This window comes from Butyrivibrio sp. XPD2002 (assembly GCF_000423945.1).
Classification (GTDB): Bacteria; Bacillota; Clostridia; order Lachnospirales; family Lachnospiraceae; genus Butyrivibrio.
This window is the reverse complement of the sequence record NZ_AUIY01000011.1, coordinates 44,607-63,500: the sequence shown is the minus strand read 5'-3', so window position 1 is coordinate 63,500 and position 18,894 is coordinate 44,607. Positions and strand designations below refer to the sequence as shown.

12 protein-coding genes are annotated in these 18,894 nt (G+C 42.3%); 9 read left to right on the top strand and 3 right to left on the bottom strand.

The window, feature by feature from the left end; all coding sequences use genetic code 11:
- Positions 1 to 195 precede the first annotated feature (195 nt).
- A complete protein-coding gene (locus G587_RS21685; protein WP_051200826.1) occupies positions 196 to 3,708 on the top strand; it encodes a glycosyl hydrolase 115 family protein in 3,513 nt (1,170 codons plus the stop codon).
- A gap of 57 nt (positions 3,709 to 3,765) precedes the next feature.
- On the opposite strand, the gene G587_RS0106530 is transcribed toward G587_RS21685, so the two are convergent.
- A complete protein-coding gene (locus tag G587_RS0106530; RefSeq protein ID WP_026491573.1) occupies positions 3,766 to 4,908 on the bottom strand; it encodes a glycoside hydrolase family 88 protein in 1,143 nt (380 codons plus the stop codon).
- Positions 4,905 to 6,440: a lipopolysaccharide biosynthesis protein gene (locus G587_RS0106525; RefSeq protein WP_026491572.1), complete on the bottom strand. Its 1,536-nt coding sequence runs from the start codon at positions 6,438 to 6,440 to the stop codon at positions 4,905 to 4,907. Before G587_RS0106525 ends, G587_RS0106530 begins: the two co-directional genes overlap by 4 nt.
- A 65-nt stretch (positions 6,441 to 6,505) precedes the next feature.
- Between G587_RS0106525 and G587_RS0106520 the strand changes: the two genes are divergently transcribed.
- From G587_RS0106520 to G587_RS0106500, 5 genes are read left to right on the top strand one after another with little or no spacing between them, the layout of a single operon-like run.
- On the top strand, positions 6,506 to 7,561 hold the full coding sequence (locus G587_RS0106520; RefSeq protein WP_026491571.1) for an NAD-dependent epimerase/dehydratase family protein: 1,056 nt from the start codon (positions 6,506 to 6,508) through the stop codon (positions 7,559 to 7,561).
- An 11-nt stretch (positions 7,562 to 7,572) separates the two neighbouring features.
- Positions 7,573 to 8,673 (top strand): DegT/DnrJ/EryC1/StrS family aminotransferase, encoded by a 1,101-nt coding sequence (locus G587_RS0106515; protein WP_026491570.1) that lies wholly within the window; start codon positions 7,573 to 7,575, stop codon positions 8,671 to 8,673.
- A gap of 18 nt (positions 8,674 to 8,691) precedes the next feature.
- Positions 8,692 to 10,284: a DUF6056 family protein gene (locus G587_RS0106510; RefSeq protein WP_026491569.1), complete on the top strand. Its 1,593-nt coding sequence runs from the start codon at positions 8,692 to 8,694 to the stop codon at positions 10,282 to 10,284.
- Positions 10,285 to 10,305: 21 nt separating this feature from the next.
- A complete protein-coding gene (locus G587_RS0106505) occupies positions 10,306 to 11,559 on the top strand; it encodes a hypothetical protein (protein ID WP_026491568.1) in 1,254 nt (417 codons plus the stop codon).
- Positions 11,552 to 13,090, top strand: coding sequence for a glycosyltransferase family 39 protein (locus tag G587_RS0106500; RefSeq protein WP_026491567.1), 1,539 nt, complete (start codon positions 11,552 to 11,554; stop codon positions 13,088 to 13,090). Before G587_RS0106505 ends, G587_RS0106500 begins: the two co-directional genes overlap by 8 nt.
- On the opposite strand, the gene G587_RS0106495 is transcribed toward G587_RS0106500, so the two are convergent.
- Entirely contained in the window at positions 13,087 to 14,994 is a 1,908-nt protein-coding gene (locus tag G587_RS0106495; protein ID WP_026491566.1) for a hypothetical protein, read from the bottom strand. The two genes, G587_RS0106500 and G587_RS0106495, sit on opposite strands and share 4 nt — an antisense overlap.
- A gap of 147 nt (positions 14,995 to 15,141) precedes the next feature.
- Here G587_RS0106495 and G587_RS0106490 point away from each other — a divergent pair, with 147 nt between their 5' ends.
- Genes G587_RS0106490 through G587_RS0106480 form a run of 3 tightly spaced genes read left to right on the top strand, consistent with a single transcriptional unit; the run spans position 15,142 to position 18,866 of the window.
- Positions 15,142 to 16,137 (top strand): radical SAM/SPASM domain-containing protein, encoded by a 996-nt coding sequence (locus G587_RS0106490; protein WP_026491565.1) that lies wholly within the window; start codon positions 15,142 to 15,144, stop codon positions 16,135 to 16,137.
- 18 nt (positions 16,138 to 16,155) lie between these two features.
- Positions 16,156 to 17,928, top strand: a complete 1,773-nt coding sequence (locus G587_RS0106485; RefSeq protein ID WP_026491564.1) for a DUF6044 family protein — start codon at positions 16,156 to 16,158, stop codon at positions 17,926 to 17,928.
- A gap of 2 nt (positions 17,929 to 17,930) precedes the next feature.
- Positions 17,931 to 18,866, top strand: a complete 936-nt coding sequence (locus G587_RS0106480) for a glycosyltransferase family 2 protein (protein WP_026491563.1) — start codon at positions 17,931 to 17,933, stop codon at positions 18,864 to 18,866.
- Positions 18,867 to 18,894: the final 28 nt, after the last annotated feature.

The window sequence follows — 18,894 nt, the reverse complement described above, 5'->3', positions numbered from 1 at the left end:
ACAATAATGAAAACAAGTAATTATTTTAATGTTTTAAACAGGCTTTAATTATCCGTCATTTTACACAATTTAAGGGAAGAATGTTCGGCAAAGGTGCTAGGACACAAAAATATAAATTATTGATAAAATAATAATATTCACAGTTTATAAAAATTTAACATTTGGTAGTAACCAAAGTCTCATGGGGGGAGAGTAATGGGAATAACTATCAGACAGTACTCATCGGTCGTGGTGACGATCAGTGAGCGCGAATCCGAAGCAGTCAAGCTCGCGGTGTCAAATCTGATCCGCGATTTCAAACGCGTGCTTCAAATTAATACAGAGGTATATGATCCTGACTCTCAGCAGATACTGGTGGGAACAGTTGGTGTGTGCGAAGACTTTGAAGAAGAGGATCTTGTCGGCCTTTTCAGTTCTCATGGCAGAAGGCGAAAGGAAGCTTATGTTATCAGAGACAGAAGAGGAAGGCTTGTTATTGCCGGATCAGACAGAAGAGGAACTGTTTTCGGAATCTATGAATTTTGCAGAACTGTTTTAGGGGTTTCACCCTGGTATTTCATGGCAGATGTACCGATTCACCCCAAAACTGAGATTTCTTTACCGGACGATTATCATGTTTCGGATCACCCAAGTATAGAATACAGAGGTATTTTCGTAAATGATGAGGAAGAGCTGGATCATTGGGCTCAGCGCTATCTCGGAGAGACTACCATAGGTATCAGGACCTATGAGAAAATTTTTGAGCTTATGCTGAGGCTGAAGATGAATTATATCTGGCCGGCTATGCATGTAAATGCTTTTAATGCCAACCCTGAAAATGCGAAGCTTGCAGACAGGATGGGCATCGTGGTAGGTACCTCTCACTGCGACATGCTGATGCGAAGTAACAACAAGGAATGGAGACCATGGCTTGAAAAGAAGGGCTATGGCGGAGTTCCCTATGATTTCACTGCTTCTGAAAAGAGCCGTGATGCCATAATCGAGTACTGGCAGGAGGCTGTTGAGCAGAACAAGGACTATGAAGTTACATATACTCTCGGAATGCGCGGAATAAATGATACCGAGATTGAGCCTATAGCTCTGGCTGGACTTCGCGGAGAGGAACTTAGAAACGCTAAGATAGAGCTCTTGGAGGACGTAATAAGGGCTCAGGAGCAGATTCTTGATAATACACTTGAGCACACTCCCATGAAAATTTTTGTGCCATACAAGGAAGTGCTTGAGCTCTATGATAACGGACTAAATATTCCGGATGATTTCACACTCATTTGGGTAAATGATAATTACGGACATGTAAGGCGTTATCCCAATGAGACGGAGAAGAGACGTCCCGGTGGAAACGGACTTTACTATCACAATTCATACTGGGCACCGCCCGGAGCATCATATCTTTTCCTTTGCTCCATTCCGCTGTCTCAGACGAGAAATGAGCTCAAGAAGGCATACGAGGAGGGAATCCGTAAGCTTTGGGTGACCAATTTTGGTGCCATTAAGCCTCTTGAGCAGCAGATGACTTACTATGCCCAGCTGGCTTGGGATATAGGTAAAACAGAGACTATATGTGCGGATGAAATAGAGTTTTTGGCAAAGTGGATAGATGAAACCTTCAGCGGACATCATGGAAAGAAGCTTGCTCCCATGCTTGTTGAATTCGATCAGCTTACAAACGTAAGAAAGGTCGAGCAGATGGATGTGGATACCTTCACACAGACTGCCTACACTGACGAGGCTGTAAGCAGAATCCACCGCTACGAGTACATGTTCAAGACCGGAAACAGAATTTACCATTCACTTCCGGACAATGAAAAGGACTCATTTTTCCAGCTGATACTCATGAAGATACACGCAGCATACTATACCTATGCCATGTATTACTATGCTGACAGAAGTAATCTGTGCATAAAGCAGGGGAAGACCCACAGCGCAGCAGATTACACTACAAGGTCACTGGCCTTTGATCATGCAAGACGAAGCATGCTGTATTACTACAACCATGTGATGGCTGATGGAAAATGGGATGGCGTAATGACTCCTGAGGACTTCCCGCCTACAAGAACAGCCATGCATCCTGCATGTAAGCCGCCAATTATGAAATCAGATGACCATCTGATAGTGACATGTCAGAACGAAGAGAATTCACTGACCTTTGTTAAGCCTGTTGAAAAGTGGTTTGAGATAGCAAATGCAGGTGAAAATGAGATAGTTGTCACTGTTGATCTGCCTTCATGGCTGAGGGTAACAGATGAAAGTATAGTCGGCTTTGAGGGCCACGGAGATATAAGAATAAACGGTGAGGAGAGACTTCTTCTTGAGGTTGACTGGAATCAGGTTTCAGACATGATAGAACAGATGACTAAAAAGGGAGAGGTAAAGCCTGACGATAATGTGGTTTCAATAAAGGATGCCATTCATGTGATGGCTCTTATGACCGGAGAAAGCCATGTGATTCCTGTGGAAGCCAAGCTGTTTAGGGGTATAACTCTGCTTGGCCAGGGAAACATCGTATTCCCGCCCCACATGGAAGATGATGGAATGCTCAGAATTGAGGCTGACATGGTCAGAGACTTGTCCGGTGCCTGGGTAAGAATTCCCAATCTTGGCAGACAGAGAGGATCACTTGTAGAGGCGAGAACTGAGGGTGCAACTCTTACATATGAGGTTACGGTAACAAGTGAAGGCGCATTCCTTTTAGAGCTCCACAGATTCCCGTCCCTTAATTCTGTTGGAAGAATCAGGATCGGGGTATCGGTAGATGAGAATCCCATGGAGGTTGTGGAATCCGAAGCCAATGATGAATATAAGGGCGAGTGGAAGAGCAATGTAAGAAATAACGTTGATAAGCTCTATTTAAGACTACCCAACATCAAGCCGGGATCCCACAGAATTATATTCCATGCGGTAGATAAGTATTTCTCCTTCTCCAGATTCGTTATTTATACAAGAGAGCGCCAGGAGAATAACCTTGGTATAAGAGGCGGAGATTTAAGACTTCCGCTTAGCTTTGATGCAGCGGGCTTCTGCTGGGATTTCTATGGCAAGGAAGCTTACGAGCTGCCTCCAAGACCTGTGTATTATGCATTCAGAAAACAGAAGGGCAATTGCCTTGAAATGGGTGAGCATATGGAGTTTTTACCTCACTATGGATCACCTATACCTGCTAAGGATATTGTTGCAACCGGTGAGCATACCGCCGTGGAGAAGGACGGAAGAATATTTATAGAAGCAGCTTCAGCCCTTATGCAGTCCAAGGCTGCATATACCGAGGGCGCAGGATGGGATTACTGCAATGCACCGTCTCATGGTGAGAGCGGTCTTGCCATGTATATCAGGGATGAAAAGGCGCTAAAGAACTACAAGGAAACAAGCTGGGGTGGTGCAAGTGCCATTAAGAAGGCTCCGTCTCTTCATTACAGCGTTGAGACAAGAGGTGGAAATTACAGAATATGGGGTAAGTTCCTGATGTGGGATGCCGAAAAGGCACACTTTACAATAGGAGTAGACGATAAGATTTACTCAGAGCAGGATCTCTATGGTGGACAGTCAATTTGGAGATTCTCTGCGGAGAATATCTGGCGATGGGTACCACTTATGGATGTGAAGCTAAGAGGTGGAAGACATATTATCAGATACTTCTCATTATCCGCAGGAGTCAGAGTTGAGCAGTTCTATCTGACTGCGACAGATGAGCTCCCGCCGGCAATCGTGTAATTAAAAACATCTTCTCTTCTATAGGGTGTCTATAGAGGAGAAGATGTTTTTTATGCATTAGTCGGTAATACTGAAAAATGCCAGTGCACTTCCCTGTCCCCAGGGATAGTGACCATAAATCTGCCTGTGCACTGCAAGATCCTCACAGTTGCTCAATGACTGAAGTACAGAGCCGTTTTCAGTGTTCTCAAGGAGAAAATCCTTAGCCCTTTGAATGGCCTCTTTTGCTTCTTCACTTAGCTCTTTTGCATGAGACTGGAACATACCGCTTCTTAGCCAGTTTGCCATGGAATATGCGATCATAGCTGTTGCGGAGGTGTCGGCTTCACCCTCTACTGCGGGAAGGAGCCATGAAAAACCGCCATCAGGCCTCTGATATTCCAGTGTCACCTTTATCAGGCTGTAGAACTCAGACATGAGCTTTTCGGAGGTGCTCTTTAATATGGCGTCGCCGATAGGGCCATCGCCGTGATTCTCTTCTTTATTGATGTTGGAAAGTATCTCGGAATATCCAAGCATAAGCCAGCCTACAGCTCTTCCCCAGCCGATGATACCAGCCTTTTTTTCTTCTGCCAGAGAAAAGGCATGATAGGGCAGGCCTGATTTTTTATCGAAACCATTATTATAGAAATTGATCAGTTGCTTTGCTGCAAGGGCAATGGCATTTCTCTTATGAAAAACTGTTCCGTATTTTGCGAGGAACATTGCTGCCTGGCCTGCGCCGTCTGCGTATATCAGGTCATTTCCCCTGGCGGGATTGTAGATGATGCTCTCTTCATCGTTTTTAGTAGCCTGGGAGAGGAAATTGGCTATTTTTGCAGCACCGTGATGGAACTGCCTCTCTCCGGTAGCTTCATAGAGCTTGATCATGGTTATGCCGGCAACAGAGTCATCAACAAAGGATACCTCCTTGCCGCTTTTTATCCATTTATCTATATATGCGCGAAGATTACCAATTATTTCAGAATTAAGCTCTTTGGATATCAGCTCGGAGGTGCTGTCGGAAGGAGATGTGGCAGCTTCGGAAAGACCAAGCATCAGTAATCCGGCAGGCCAGAATATGGGATCGCGGTTAGTTACGCCTCTTTTCAGAGCCTTTTTTGCAACATCCTTTAAGGCATCCTTGGCAGAGTAGTTATTGATTTCCGAAAGATCCTTTTCTGTAACCTTTATAATTTGTTCGATGGTTTCTTTGTTCATGCTTTTCCCAGCTTTCTTAATACAATGCCCTTAAGATAATCATATTCCTCGGTTTTGTGATATATGATCCAGAATACTGCGTTAAATACTACAGTAACGATCACGAACATCATGGCAAAGGTGAGGAAGGTTATGTTTTTCATGACAACGGTTCCAAGCATATAAAGTGCAAGGATTGTTGCTGCTTCCGTGATAATGTACTTCGCGCTGTCTGCAAAGTAGGATATTGAGCTTTTATCAAAGCATACCTTGTAAATGATTATGGGCTTTGTTATGTTAGCGATAAGGCCGGACACAACAGTTCCCACATAAATTCCGGCAAGTCCTATCTTTTGAACCAGAACGATGGAAAGAACAAGGTTTACAATGCCCTGTATCAGAGCAAGATATTTATCCTGTTCAAAAACACCGGCAGCGGTCTTGTAATTTGATAGAACGATTCTGTCGCCCTTAAAGTAATAGTCAGTTAAAAACAGGTAAACAGCCAGGTTCCCAAGCATCCAGTCCGGTCCGTATTTTTGTACTATCCACAGGTAGATAAGGGGCTGCAGAAGAATGAAAAATCCGCAGGCTGAAAATCCGTAGACCCAGGAAGCAAAGAACCTATAAACCTTGAAGGTCTTGAACTGCTTTTCCTTTGATTCTGTTGCTATAAGATTGCCAAAGCCTGAAATTACCGAGTTAAAAATGATATTTACAAAATTGGCAATTGTTCCGGTGACCATGGTGTAGTTGCCGACAACAGCGGCCATGCCGACTTCTATAAATGAGGAAATGATCAGGGTATCTGTCTGAAGTCTTGCGACGTCGCCGACCTTGTGTAATACAAGAGCTCTGGTTTTTCGCCATATCTCCGAGTGCTCCTCCGTGGAGAGCGGTGTGACATCTTTATCGGTCAGATACGGATAAAGCCTGTTCAGATAATTATTTACAAAAAGCTTTTGAATGAGCTGAACGGCTGCATCAGCAAGAAGATACAGATACAGGTTGGGAATCACCAGAAGGATTATGATTTGGAAAAAAACCGTGATAATCTTGGTGATCGTATTAATATTGGTCTGTATGTAGTTTTTCTGCTCAGCATTAACGAGACTGTATTTATAAGAAACAAAATAAGTACTTACCGTATTGAACAGAAAAATGAGATAATAAAGTGTCATATCCCTGACGGTGATCTCGCCGGGCTTTTTGACAAAGTATTTAAGAAACGGAGTAAGTGCAAGGCCGATAACAGCTACAACAATGGCTATTGTGTGATATGCCTTGCGATACATCTGCATGTAGGACTTGACCTTTTCGGTGTCCTTTCTGGCTACAGGTGCATATAGACTGAAATTAAGAGCAGTTCCTATTCCGAGCTCTGCCATTGACAGAAGTGATAGGATATTGCTATAGAGATCATTGACACCAAGAAGGTTCCTGGACAGGCGTGCGATGAAGATGGTACGCAGGATAAAGGACATCAGCGCTGTTGCCAACTGTCCTACATATCCGAATGTTATATTTTTGGCAGCAAGCTTTGTTCTGCCCATAAATTGACCTCCAGGACTTTTTTAACTATCATGTTATTATATCATTTTAAGGAGAAATTTTAGCAATGAAAGAAAAAAATGTAAAACTTAATGGTAAAACCGTTCTTATCACAGGTGCTGCAGGCTTTATCGGATCACACCTTGCGGTAAGGCTGCTTGATGAGTTTGAAGATATAAAAGTTGTCGGCTATGACAATGTAAACGACTATTACGATGTAAGACTTAAGGAAGAGAGACTTGAGAATCTTTCAAAGTATGAGAACTTCATTTTTGTGAAGGGAGATATTGCGGATAAAGCAGCTGTTGATAAGGTTTTTGCTGAGTACAAGCCCGCAGTTGTTGTAAATCTTGCAGCTCAGGCAGGTGTCCGCTATTCAATCGAGAATCCCGGCGCTTATATCGAAGCAAACGTGATCGGATTCTACAATATCCTTGAGGCATGCAGACATTCAGAGCCCAAGGTAGAGCATCTTGTTTATGCTTCCAGCTCAAGTGTATATGGCGGAAACACAAAGCTTCCTTTCTCAACAAAGGATCAGGTGGATCATCCGCTTTCACTCTATGCTGCTACCAAGAAATCCAATGAGCTTTTCGCTTATTCATACAGTAATCTCTATGGCATGGCTACAACAGGTCTTCGTTTCTTTACTGTTTACGGACCTATGGGACGCCCGGATATGGCGCTTTTCCTCTTTGCAGACAAGCTTCTTAAGGGAGAGACTATCCAGATATTCAACTATGGTAATTGTAAGAGAGACTTTACCTATGTGGATGATATCGTAACCGGAGTTGTCAATGTTATGCAGAGCACACCCGATGAGGATGAAAAGGGCAACAGATATAAGGTTTACAACATCGGTAACCACAATCCTGAGAATCTTATGGACTTCGTTGATTATCTCCAGCAGGAGCTTGTTGCTCACGGAGTGCTTCCTCAGGACTTTGATTTCGAGGCTCACAGAGAGCTTCTTCCCATGCAGCCCGGTGATGTAGAGGCTACATTTGCAGATGTTGACGACCTTATGAATGATTTCGACTTCAAGCCGGATATGCCTCTTAAGGAAGGTATTCACCGTTTTGTTGACTGGTATGCAGGATATGTAAAGCGCAGAGACGCATAAATCGGGGGACTATGGACAAAATTATGCAAAGCCGTATGGACCGCGGCTTTTTCAGACATCAGGATGAATATGAGGCAAAAGCCCTCGAGGTACTTCGCTCAGGCTGGTATATCCTTGGCAAAGAGGTGGAGAACTTCGAGGAGGAGTTTGCCGCTTATGTAGGAACCAAATACAGTGTGGGTCTTGCCAGTGGACTTGATGCCCTCTGGCTTGCCTTCAAGGTTCTTGGCATAGGGAAAGGTGATGAAGTAATCGTTCAGGGAAATACATACATAGCAAGTGTTATGGGTATTACTATTAATGACGCAACACCTGTTTTTGTTGAGCCTGACGAATACTTTCAGATCGATGTAGATAAGATTGAAGAGAAGATAACCGATAAGACCAAGGCAATACTTGTTGTTCACCTCTATGGACAGTCCGCAAAAATGGACAGGGTTCAGGAGCTCTGTAAAAAATACAATCTTAAGCTTGTTGAGGACTGTGCTCAGTCTCACGGAGCATGCTTTGATGGTAAGATGACAGGAAGCTTTGGAGATATCGGATGCTTTTCCTTTTATCCCTCAAAGAATATGGGAGCCTTCGGAGACGCGGGAGCTATAACCACTAACGATCCGGAGCTGGCTCGACTTATGAAAATATACCGCAATTATGGCAGTGAGAAGCGCTACCATAACATGGTTGTAGGGGCTAACTCCAGACTTGATGAGATGCAGGCAGGGCTGTTAAGAGTTCGCCTTAAATATATTGATGAAATAAATACCGAGCGTTCTGAAATAGCTAAAAAGTATGCTGAAGGTATTACCAATCCGCTTGTTATTAAGCCCCGGGTAAGAGATGGCGCTACAAGTGTATGGCATCAGTATGTCGTAAGAGTGAAGGATTGCAGGGATGAATTTATGGACTACCTTGCTCAGAATAACATAACAACCATAATTCATTATCCTATTCCGCCTCATCTTTCAGAGGCATATAATTATCTTGGCCTTAGTGAGGGAACACTTCCCGTTACTGAGTGCTATGCGAACGAAGTTCTTTCGCTACCCATATATGCAGGAATGACTGATGAAGAACAATCGTATGTTATCGATTGCATCAATTCATTTAAATAATCCCATCCGGAGCAAACCATGAAAAGGAATATTAAGCTCAAAGCATTAAGGATAACTCTGTTTCTGGTAAATGTAATAGTAGTTCTTCCCATACTTATTCTGGCTTTTTATAATGTGCCTTCGGCTGATGATTTCAGCATGGCGTATGAAGTACATGAGTCTTATGTATCGGGAGGCTTTTTTAGCGCGATAATAAAGGCTATATACATGGGAATCTGGTATTACTTTAACTGGACCGGAGTTTACTTTAGCAATACGCTTACAGCGCTGGCGCCCAGTGTTTTTGGTGAACATTTTTATTTTATCGGAACCTGGGTGGTTCTTTTTATGTTTGCTTTGGGACTGTGGTATTTTTTCAAGCAGCTTTTATGCGAAACACTCCGTGTGGAGAAGCATCTGGCAGGATGCATAACAAACATTATGTTTTTTCTTCTTGTTCAATGTATGCCTGTCGGAGCTTCAAGAGTGGAAGGCTTTTTCTGGTATAGCGGAGCAATCAATTATCTCTTTATGTTTGGTTTTGCGCTTCTTTGGCTTGGAATGATTTTGCACCTTGCCAGCCTTGAGTCTGTGAAGGGATATCTTGTTCCGATATTGTCGGTTATGGGATTTCTCCTTGGAGGTGCCAATTATATGACATCTCTCAGTCTTGCAATAATATCGGTGTGTATTTTAATCATTTCAATAATAGCAAGCGTTTCTGGAAAAGCTCCTCTTGAAAAACAGATCGAATTAAGAAAACATGAGATATTTAAAATTGCAGAGAGGTTTGATGGCCTTAAGAGGGCATATATTCCTGCTATCTGCATGCTTGTAGGTTTTGCTTTATCGGCAATTGCACCCGGAAATAAGGTAAGATCTGACTCGGCAGCCTTTAATCCGATCAAAGCTATTCTAATGGCTGTTTACTATACTATGGATGCCATGCTTGGAAAGTGGTTGACCTGGCCGACGATTATTTTGCTTGTATTTTTGATTCCTTTTTTGTGGAAGGCAACAGGCCGCATCAAACGCTTTTATGGCTTTGAGCATCCGGCTCTTTTTACAGCCTTTTGCTTTTTGCTTTCAGCAGCGTCTATAACTCCGCCGATCTATGCAACAGGAAGCATTGAGGCAGGAAGGATCCAGGCTTTGTTCTACATGCAGGGAATGATTCTCCTTTCTTTGATAATAGGCTACATGTGCGGCTGGATACGCTATGTCATTAAACCTGCCAAGCTTATTGACGGAGATGTACTTGCTAAAAGAAAGCCAAAGGATTTTCTGGAGGACGCTTATCTTGGACAGCATGCCACCAGAGTGGTCTTTGCGGTTTCAGCAGCCTTTATCGCAGGCTCACTTCTGGCAGTAAAGCCTGAGCCTGACCTGTATACAGGTACTGCAGCGCTTGAGGATATTTTCAGTGGTGATGCGTATTACTATATGAAGGAATTTGATGAAAGACTTAAGGTTCTTAAGGATGATAATGTAAAGGAAGCAGAATTTGGTGCTTTTTCTGTGCATCCGCAGCTTTTGTTCTTTTCAGATATCACAAAGGATGAAGGGGACTGGCTTAACAAAGCCATGGCTGAATATTATCATAAGGACAAAGTGGTTTTACAGAATGACTAAATCAAAAAGGTGGGGACTTTCTTGGGAAGAGATAGTAAAAACAACAAAAATACAGAGGCTGTTGGCGGAGTAACGGGATTTGACAGAGCTCTTACAGGCTTCGTAAATTCCAATATTGATAAGATCGCGCTGGCTGCTTTGGTGCTTATAGGAGTTCTGGTGCGTATTTTTCTTATTCCGGAAACAGAGCTGTCACCTGACTATAACAGCTATTATCTGCCCTGGACCCTTGCTTATAGGGACTATGGCTTCTTAGGCGGACTTTCCAAGGATATTGGAGATTATTATGTTCCCTACAATGTGATGTATGCTATTTGCTCGCTGTTTCCCTGCGAGCCCTACATACCTATTGCTTTGTTTTCCATGGCAGCTGAGTTTGTGAGCGCATGGTTTGTAAGAAAGATTCTTCTGCTCCTTTTAAATGAAAAGGGTGTTGATGAGAAGAGGGCTGGTCTTATCGCTTCTTTTGCCGCTGCTATCACATTACTTTTGCCCTTTGTTATCTGGAATGGAGCACTTTGGAAGCAGTGTGATGCCATTTATGTTGTATTTCTTGTGATTTCTGTTTATTACCTTTTAAAGGACAATTACAGGGGAGCATTTATTTTCCTTGCTGTTTCCTTTAGCTTTAAGCTTCAGGCGATTTTCTTTGTGCCGCTTTTCCTGGTACTTTATTTTGCAAGAAAGAAATACAGTATACTGGAGTTTTTATGGATTCCTGCTATGTATCTTATAATGGGACTCCCCTGTGTGCTATGCAGACGAGGACTTCGCGCAACCTATCTTGCATACTTCCTGCAGACCCAGGAGGTGTCTACGGAAGGCTATGGAATGGTATCCTATTATCCCAATTTCTATAACTTTGGTCTGGATAACTATGATGAGATACTCACGAAGCCTGCTATTTTACTTGCTGCAGCGGTTTTGGGCGTGTTTGCGGTTTATGTGATCTATCACAGACAATTTCTTGAAAACAAAGAGAATACTCTTTACTTTGGACTTTTTATGGCATGGACCTGCTGTATGTTCCTGCCTGGAATGCACGAAAGATATGACTATGCAATAGTTCTTCTGATGACTGCATATTGTCTTGCTATACGCAGAGACAAGCTGTGGGTGGCAGCATTTATGAATGTTAATTCAATGCTTGTGTATATTGCTGTTCTATTCAAGGAGATGGTGGTTCCGATCACAGTGATATCAGCGATACAGATAGCCATCTACGCGTTTGTCGCATTTGATCTTGTAAAGAGGATTGGAGGAGAACGTGCATAAAATTCTTCAAAAGCTTTCAATGATCTTTTTTATACCGTTTACTGTATTAAGCTTGCTGATTCTTGGAGCAAGCTTTTTTACAACTATCTACTACGACATAGATCAGGGAGCGGATCTTCCAAGATTCGGGTCGGAAAAATATCTGCTTCTTTTGGTAGGAGTCTTATTGTTCCTACTGGCTGCATATTTTGTAGGCAGAGTTAAGCCCGGGAAGGTTCTTCCTGTAGCGCTTTTACTTGAAGCAGTAGTCTGTCTTTTTATTATTTTTACGTCAAAAGCGGTGGCGGTTACTGACGGACTTACCCTGGATGAGATTATAAATGCATTTAACGCAGGTGATTATAGCAGTTTGAATAAAGGCGGTTACATGTTCGTATATCCTTTTCAGATTGGATATGTGGCTATAGGTCAGATAATCGGCAGAGTGTTTGGACCAAGCAATTATCCGGTTTTTCAGGGGATAAACCTTGCTGCTATTTTAATCTCCTTTGTGTATTTGAATAGGACCACAAAAGAGCTCTTTGAAAATGAAAAAGTATGCAGCATATTCGCACTTTTGTCATTTATGATGTTCTTTTTGTTTGCGTATGTGACCTATGTTTATAACGATGTATGGTCAGTTGCTCCCGGAATCATGGCAATCTGCTATGAAATCTGCTACCTCAAAAGGCATAAGATAAAGGATGAGCTTCTGGCGGCACTATTTCTGGGTGTAGGGTGCCTTTTAAAAACAAATCTCTATATAGCACTTATAGCTATGGCGATATTGCTGGCTGTTGACTGCATTGACGGAGTGTTAGTAAAGTCTGACGAAGCAGGAAAAAAGAGCGTAATAAATATTGCCTTTGTGATTCTTTTAGCTGTCTGTGCTCTTTGCCCCTTGAAAATTCTTGGTGCAGGCTATGCCAAGGCAGCAGGCCTTAGCGAATACCCGGCCGGTGTTCCAAGCTCAACCTATTTTGCCATGGCGATGCAGGAGGGCGAAGGCGAATGGGGATGGTATAACGGATTTAACAGGAATACCTTTGATGAAAATGATTACGACAGAAATATGACGGATAAGGCAGCTAAGGAAGCGATTTCGGCAAGGCTTTCCGAGTTTAAGGACAGGCCCCTTCATGCAGTTAGATTTTATGTGAGAAAGTTTCTTACTCAGTGGGCTGATCCAACATTTGTATCCATGAGGAATTATGAGCTGTCCATGCGACATTCTGATTCTCAGTCAGGCTTTGCCAGGTCGCTTGTGAGTGGCTTCTGGTCCAATGTTTTTCAGGGAATAATGGATATAGCACATTTCCTTGTTTATCTTGGAGTTTTCATCTACTGCGTGGTTACCATAAAGAAAAAGAGCCTTGATCTTACTCAGGCTCTTCCGATACTCTTTGTGTTTGGAGGTATGCTGTTTCATGAAATCTGGGAGGGCTCTTCCAGATATATAATCAGATATTATCTGATGCTGCTTCCCTTTGCAGCCTATGGAATAAATACTGCAGTTGATTTTGTTTCTTCAAAGCTTTTCAGGAAGAGTTAAGACCCGTTTCCTGAAATAACAACGAAGTTCCCGAAGGTTCTGACATTCATAAGCTCGGAAGCATCTTCCTTATCAGCGCCTACAAGGCCAAGCTGTGAGACGTGGAGTATGAAAATATCTCCAGCCCCAAGATGCTCACCTGCACTGTCGGCTATATCTTCGGGAAGACCAAATTTAAAATGCGTAAAGGAATCAGCGATGCGAAACTCAGCATCCGGATCCTTATAATGAACCGTCTGAAGGAAATCTTTGGGCGGTGTTTTTGTGTAATAAAGCGCGATCATAAAAGGTGCAGAGACATGCTCATAGGTGGAGTATATCGTAGAGCTGTCACCTGCGAGCTTGTCAGCATAGGCGCAGGCTTCTCCGTAACCAGGCATATAGCTCTCTGCGCTCAGGCTGTTGAACTCAGTAATGTATGTATTTGAAAATAATATAGATGCTACTACAAAAAGAAGTGGTACTACTGCCTTTGCAAGTATGGCAGCGTATTTCTTTACAGCTGAGGCGGAATTCTTTTCGATCGTGACAAATTCGCCAACTACAAATATGAAGCCCCTTGCAAGATAGTAAATCACAGGGATGAATATCAGCACCATTCTTGTGATATCCTCTTCCACAAAAAGTCCGAAAATCAGAGAGGGGAAGAAGAGTGTATGAATAACAAGGTCAATCAGTTCACCTCTCCTTGAGCGGATAATACTTATTACGATTCCCAGTAATGTCATAGGGAAGGTAAAGGCATAAAATGGCGGAAAGCCAGGTATGTAATTTAGTATCTGCTCGGATGAGTCGCCAAGTGTCAGGTTTTTGATTATAGTAAAGAGGTTTTTGCCTACAGAAAGAAGAATGCCTGAACCTGAAGCGAATACGGACCTTTTGGCAGTAAACTTCGTTATAGTGAAAAACGGAGTAACTATTGCGGGAAGGTCTAAGGCATTTATTATATAAAAAGTAAAGAGCGGTGTTGTAAATAAGGCAAATACCAGCACTCCGACTATTATCTGAAAGGTTGTCATCCGCTTGTTTTTCTTAAATATTATGCACATCAGAATGAGATGTGCCGGTATTACGAAGGTGGATGCGCCGTAGCTGTAAAGCGAAAGAGCATACAGAAATGCGGAAAGTGCGTAGAGCAGTGTGGCAGCAGTATTAGATGCACTAAGGGATCTGCTCTTTTTTCTATCTCTGTATTTAAATAAAATACCGATATTCTCAAAGGCTGAGGAATCCTTCTGCTTTGTGGATGCGATGACAAATACCAGAAGGGCTGTAAGAACCCAGAAGGGTGTGGTGTTACTGTCAAGACTCCATCTTGAGAGCATGATGTGCCAGGGGCAAAGAGCAATGACACAAAGGCTTACAAGTGGTATCCACAAATATTCCCCCGTGACATACTGAAGGGATGTTGCACTCTCGCTTTCCAGCACGGATTCCAGACTGAGTTTTTTTATCAGAAGAAATGCTATTACAAGTGTAAGACATCCAAGAAAAGCCGGAAGAGCACGCAGAGTTAATGCGTTACTTCCAAAAAGAAAGGTAGTAACAGCGTTAAGGTATATCATCAGAGGGCTTCCGCCGCCTGAACCATAGGTGATTGGATAAACAGGGTATCTGTTGCCGTCACGGTCTATTCCAAAGACTGAGAGAATATATGCCTCATATCCAATAGAAGCTTCATCCTGATGGAGTCCCTCCGGGATTTTTGCAAGCCTATATAATCTAAGAGCGGTACCAATCACTATGATTGCCACCGGTAGAATGATCGTATATATCTTATTGTAGGTAATGCCTGACAGATTTATCTGTGAAAAGGATGACTTATCTCTTTTTGAGTAGAGAAAAAGCGAAATTATGATAATGCCCAAATAGCTGATAAGGAATACCGGGTTAATAGTCTGCATAACTTTCTCCATGGTAAAACATGCGTTATATAGCGGTAGTTCTTTAATTATAGGTAACTGTGAGGTGGCAGTCAAACGCTAAGTTGAAAAAATAATTACCTATGATATAATAAGCGCTGTTATAGATATTTATTTGGAGGAAATAAAATGCCAATCAAGGTAAACAGCTTTTTGGGTAAATTTGGATGGTTCGCTAGGAAGCATTTTCCTATGCTTGCAAGTGAGGCATATCTTAAGCTTCAGTTTGCTACTCGTCATAAGCAGCAACAGGATTATATAGATTATTTCATGAATGCTAAGGAAGTTCCGATGCCAAACGTGGTAAACATCGAGACTATAAACAGATGTAATTCCACCTGCGCATTCTGTACAGCTAATGTACATGCTGAGAAGAGACCTCTTTGCAAAATTGATGATGATCTTTATAAGAGCATTATCGACCAACTTGCAGACTGGGGATATAAGGGACACCTTACACTCTATGGAAATAATGAGCCCTGGCTTGATACCAAGATTGTTGAGCGTCATAAGTACGCAAGGGAGAAGCTTCCGGACAGTTTTATTTTCATGAGTACTAACGGACTTATTCTTGATATCGATAAGGTTAAGCAGATTAAGCCCTATATCAATCAGCTTATTATTAATAACTACAGCATGGAGTTTAAGCTTCATAAAAACATCCAGGAAATTTATGAGTATGTTAAGGCTAATCCCGATGAGTTCAAGGATCTGGATATCGAGATTCAGATGAGATATCTCCAGGAGGTTCTTACTAACAGAGCAGGATCAGCACCTAATAAGCAGGCTACAGAGAAGGTAATAAAGGAGACCTGTCTTCTTCCCTTCACAGATATGTGGATCATGCCTAACGGAAAGCTTGGATTGTGCTGCTGTGATAACTTTGAGGTTACTAATTATGCAGACCTTGCTACCACAAGTCTTAAGGACGGATGGGCATCAGAGGAGTTCATGGCTGTTAGAAGGAAAATCGCATCTGGCAGACAGAATGAGCCCTTCTGCAAGCACTGTGATTTCATAGATGCAGGCTTCCGTATGACAATAGTTAAGGCTATTCTTGAAGGAAGAGATCCCAATAAGCTTGGTGGTCACGAGAGAATGGGACTGTTTAAGAAGGAAGACTGATAGGCAATCGGAGGGATTGTGAAAACAATAGCAGGAAGAATCGCAACGAGATGGCACTACATCCTCGTAGGAATGTTTATTATAGCTGCTTCTTTGATGTATCTGATAGTCGGTGAAAACAGCTATATTGCAATACCCGATAATCTGGACCTATTTGTGGCCCAGTATAAAATGATGAAAAACACAGGGACATTCTGGGCACATGCCGTGGATGTCCCGTTTCTTAATGGAATCAGCAGGGACAACCTCCCGGGTGAATTCTATTTATACAGCATACTTTACATGATATTCCCTACATATATAGCGTATATTGCGGGGTATATCCTGAAAATAATAATAGCGCTGGTTTCATGCCTCCTTCTTTGCAGGGATTTCCTTCCTGATGAGAAGCCCGGAGATATTGCATGGATCTGTGCGTTTGCCTATGGAATCCTCAACCTGTTTCCGGCATTTGGAATATGCTTTGCATCTATTCCGCTGGTAATTTACTTTTTGAGGAAAATCTACAGACTGGGATTTTCAAAGCCTGCCATAAAGTACTATGTTTTATTGTTCCTATACCCGGTAGTTTCCTATTTTTCTTATTTTGGAATGTTTATTCTGGGATATCTGGTACTGGCTATAATATGGAGACTTATAGCGGATAAAAAGCTTTCACTTCCGCTTTGCGTTGCACTTGTAATTCTCTCAGCGGGTTTTGTGATCTTTGAATACAGACTCTTTGGAGCGATGCTTTTTTCTGATGAGGTGACAATAAGAAGCACCATGAAGGATGCATCCATGAGCTTCTCAGCGATTTTTGCACAGTGCGCTGATGTATTTAAAAATGGAATGATGCACGCTGATGATGCTCATTCATATCTTGTTTTGCCTGTATGCACCTTTTACTTTTTCTTCCTTAATATCCGCTATATCATCAGGAAAGATTTTAAGGGAATGGTGCATGATATATATAATTTGTTTGCTGTTCTTCTCGTATTTAACAGCTTTGTCTACGGCATATACTACAGCGAAGGAATGAGAGATTTTGTTGCGCTTGTTCTTCCGCCGCTTACCGGATGGCAGTTTAACAGGACTATATTTTTTAGTCCGTTCCTATGGTATGCTTCGCTTTTCATAATATGTATCAGAATGGCGAAGAGGGAAAATGTAATTCTGAGGCTCCTTGCGAGGATGCTTCCCGTGGCAGCAGTTTTTGTAATTCTGCTTGGATCAAAGCATTACAATGACCTCTATGACACGGCTTATGGAACTCTTTACAAAATACGAACCGGACATGAAGTGGACAGACTTAATTATTCGGAGTTTTATTCTTCGGAGCTATTTGATACAATAAAGAACGATGTCGGCTATAATGAGTCCGACTGGGCCGTTGCATACGGAATGCATCCCGCAGTGCTGGAGTACAACGGCATTTCAACCCTTGATGGGTATCTTGGATTTTATTCTCAGGAGTACAAGGAGAAGTTCAGGAGGGTCATTGCCCCCGCTCTTGAGAGAAAAGAGAACACCAGAATCTATTTTGATGACTGGGGTGCAAGGTGTTACCTTTATTCCGGAACAGATGATTCCATTGTTATGGCAACAAGGAGTATGACCGGGGTAACGGATAACAACATTTATATTGAGGATAAAGCTCTTTCTGATCTTGGATGCAGATACATCTTTTCCAGAATTGAGCTTGAAAATGCGGATGAGAAGAATCTGACTCTCAGGGGAGAATATGAGGATAGCTCATCGCCGTATAAAATATATGTTTATGAACTAAAAAATTTTAAAACGAGAGGTTAGAGATGGATAAGATAGCAGTTCTTGTTCCCTGCTACAATGAAGAGCAGACAATTGAAAAGGTTATTAAGGATTCAAGGGAGGCTCTTCCTGATGCGGTGATTTATGTATATGATAATAATTCGTCAGACCGCACAGCAGAGATCGCTGAAGCTAATGGCGCAGTTGTTCGTCATGAGTACATGCAGGGAAAAGGAAATGTTATTAGGAGGATGTTCAGAGAGATAGATGCTGAATGCTACATCATGGTTGACGGCGACGATACATATCCTATGGATTCTGCTCCCGGAATGTGTGAACTGGTTCTTAAGAAAAATGCAGATATGGTTGTAGGTGACAGACTTTCATCTACATATTTTACGGAGAATAAGAGACCCTTTCACAATTTTGGAAACAGCCTTGTAAGAGGAAGTATCAACCATCTTTTTGACTGCGATATCAGAGATGTCATGACAGGATTCCGCGCTTTCAGCTATGAATTTGCCAAGACATTCCCTGTTTTGTCTACCGGATTTGAGATTGAGACCGAGATGACTATTCATGCAGTCAACAACCATATGCAGATTGAGAATTATATCATCGAATTCCGTGACAGACCTGCCGGATCTGAATCAAAGCTCAACACATATTCGGATGGCATGAGAGTGCTTATGACAATTGCCAGACTTTACAGAGACTACAAGCCAATGGGATTTTTCTCTATTGTTGCTCTGATTTTGGCACTTATTTCCGTGGGGTTCTTTGTTCCGATCTTTGCGGCATATCTTGAGACGGGATTGGTTGCGAGGTTCCCTACTCTCATCGTATGCGGATTTGTAATGCTTGCTGCGATTTTGTCATTGTTTGCAGGTATGATATTGCACAACATGACAATTAACCACAGGCGTGAATTCGAAATGCGACTTATCAGTCTCCATTCCGAGAAGAAAAGGCTGTTGTAATCCGGCCTTTTGCGTAAGGAGGTAATTT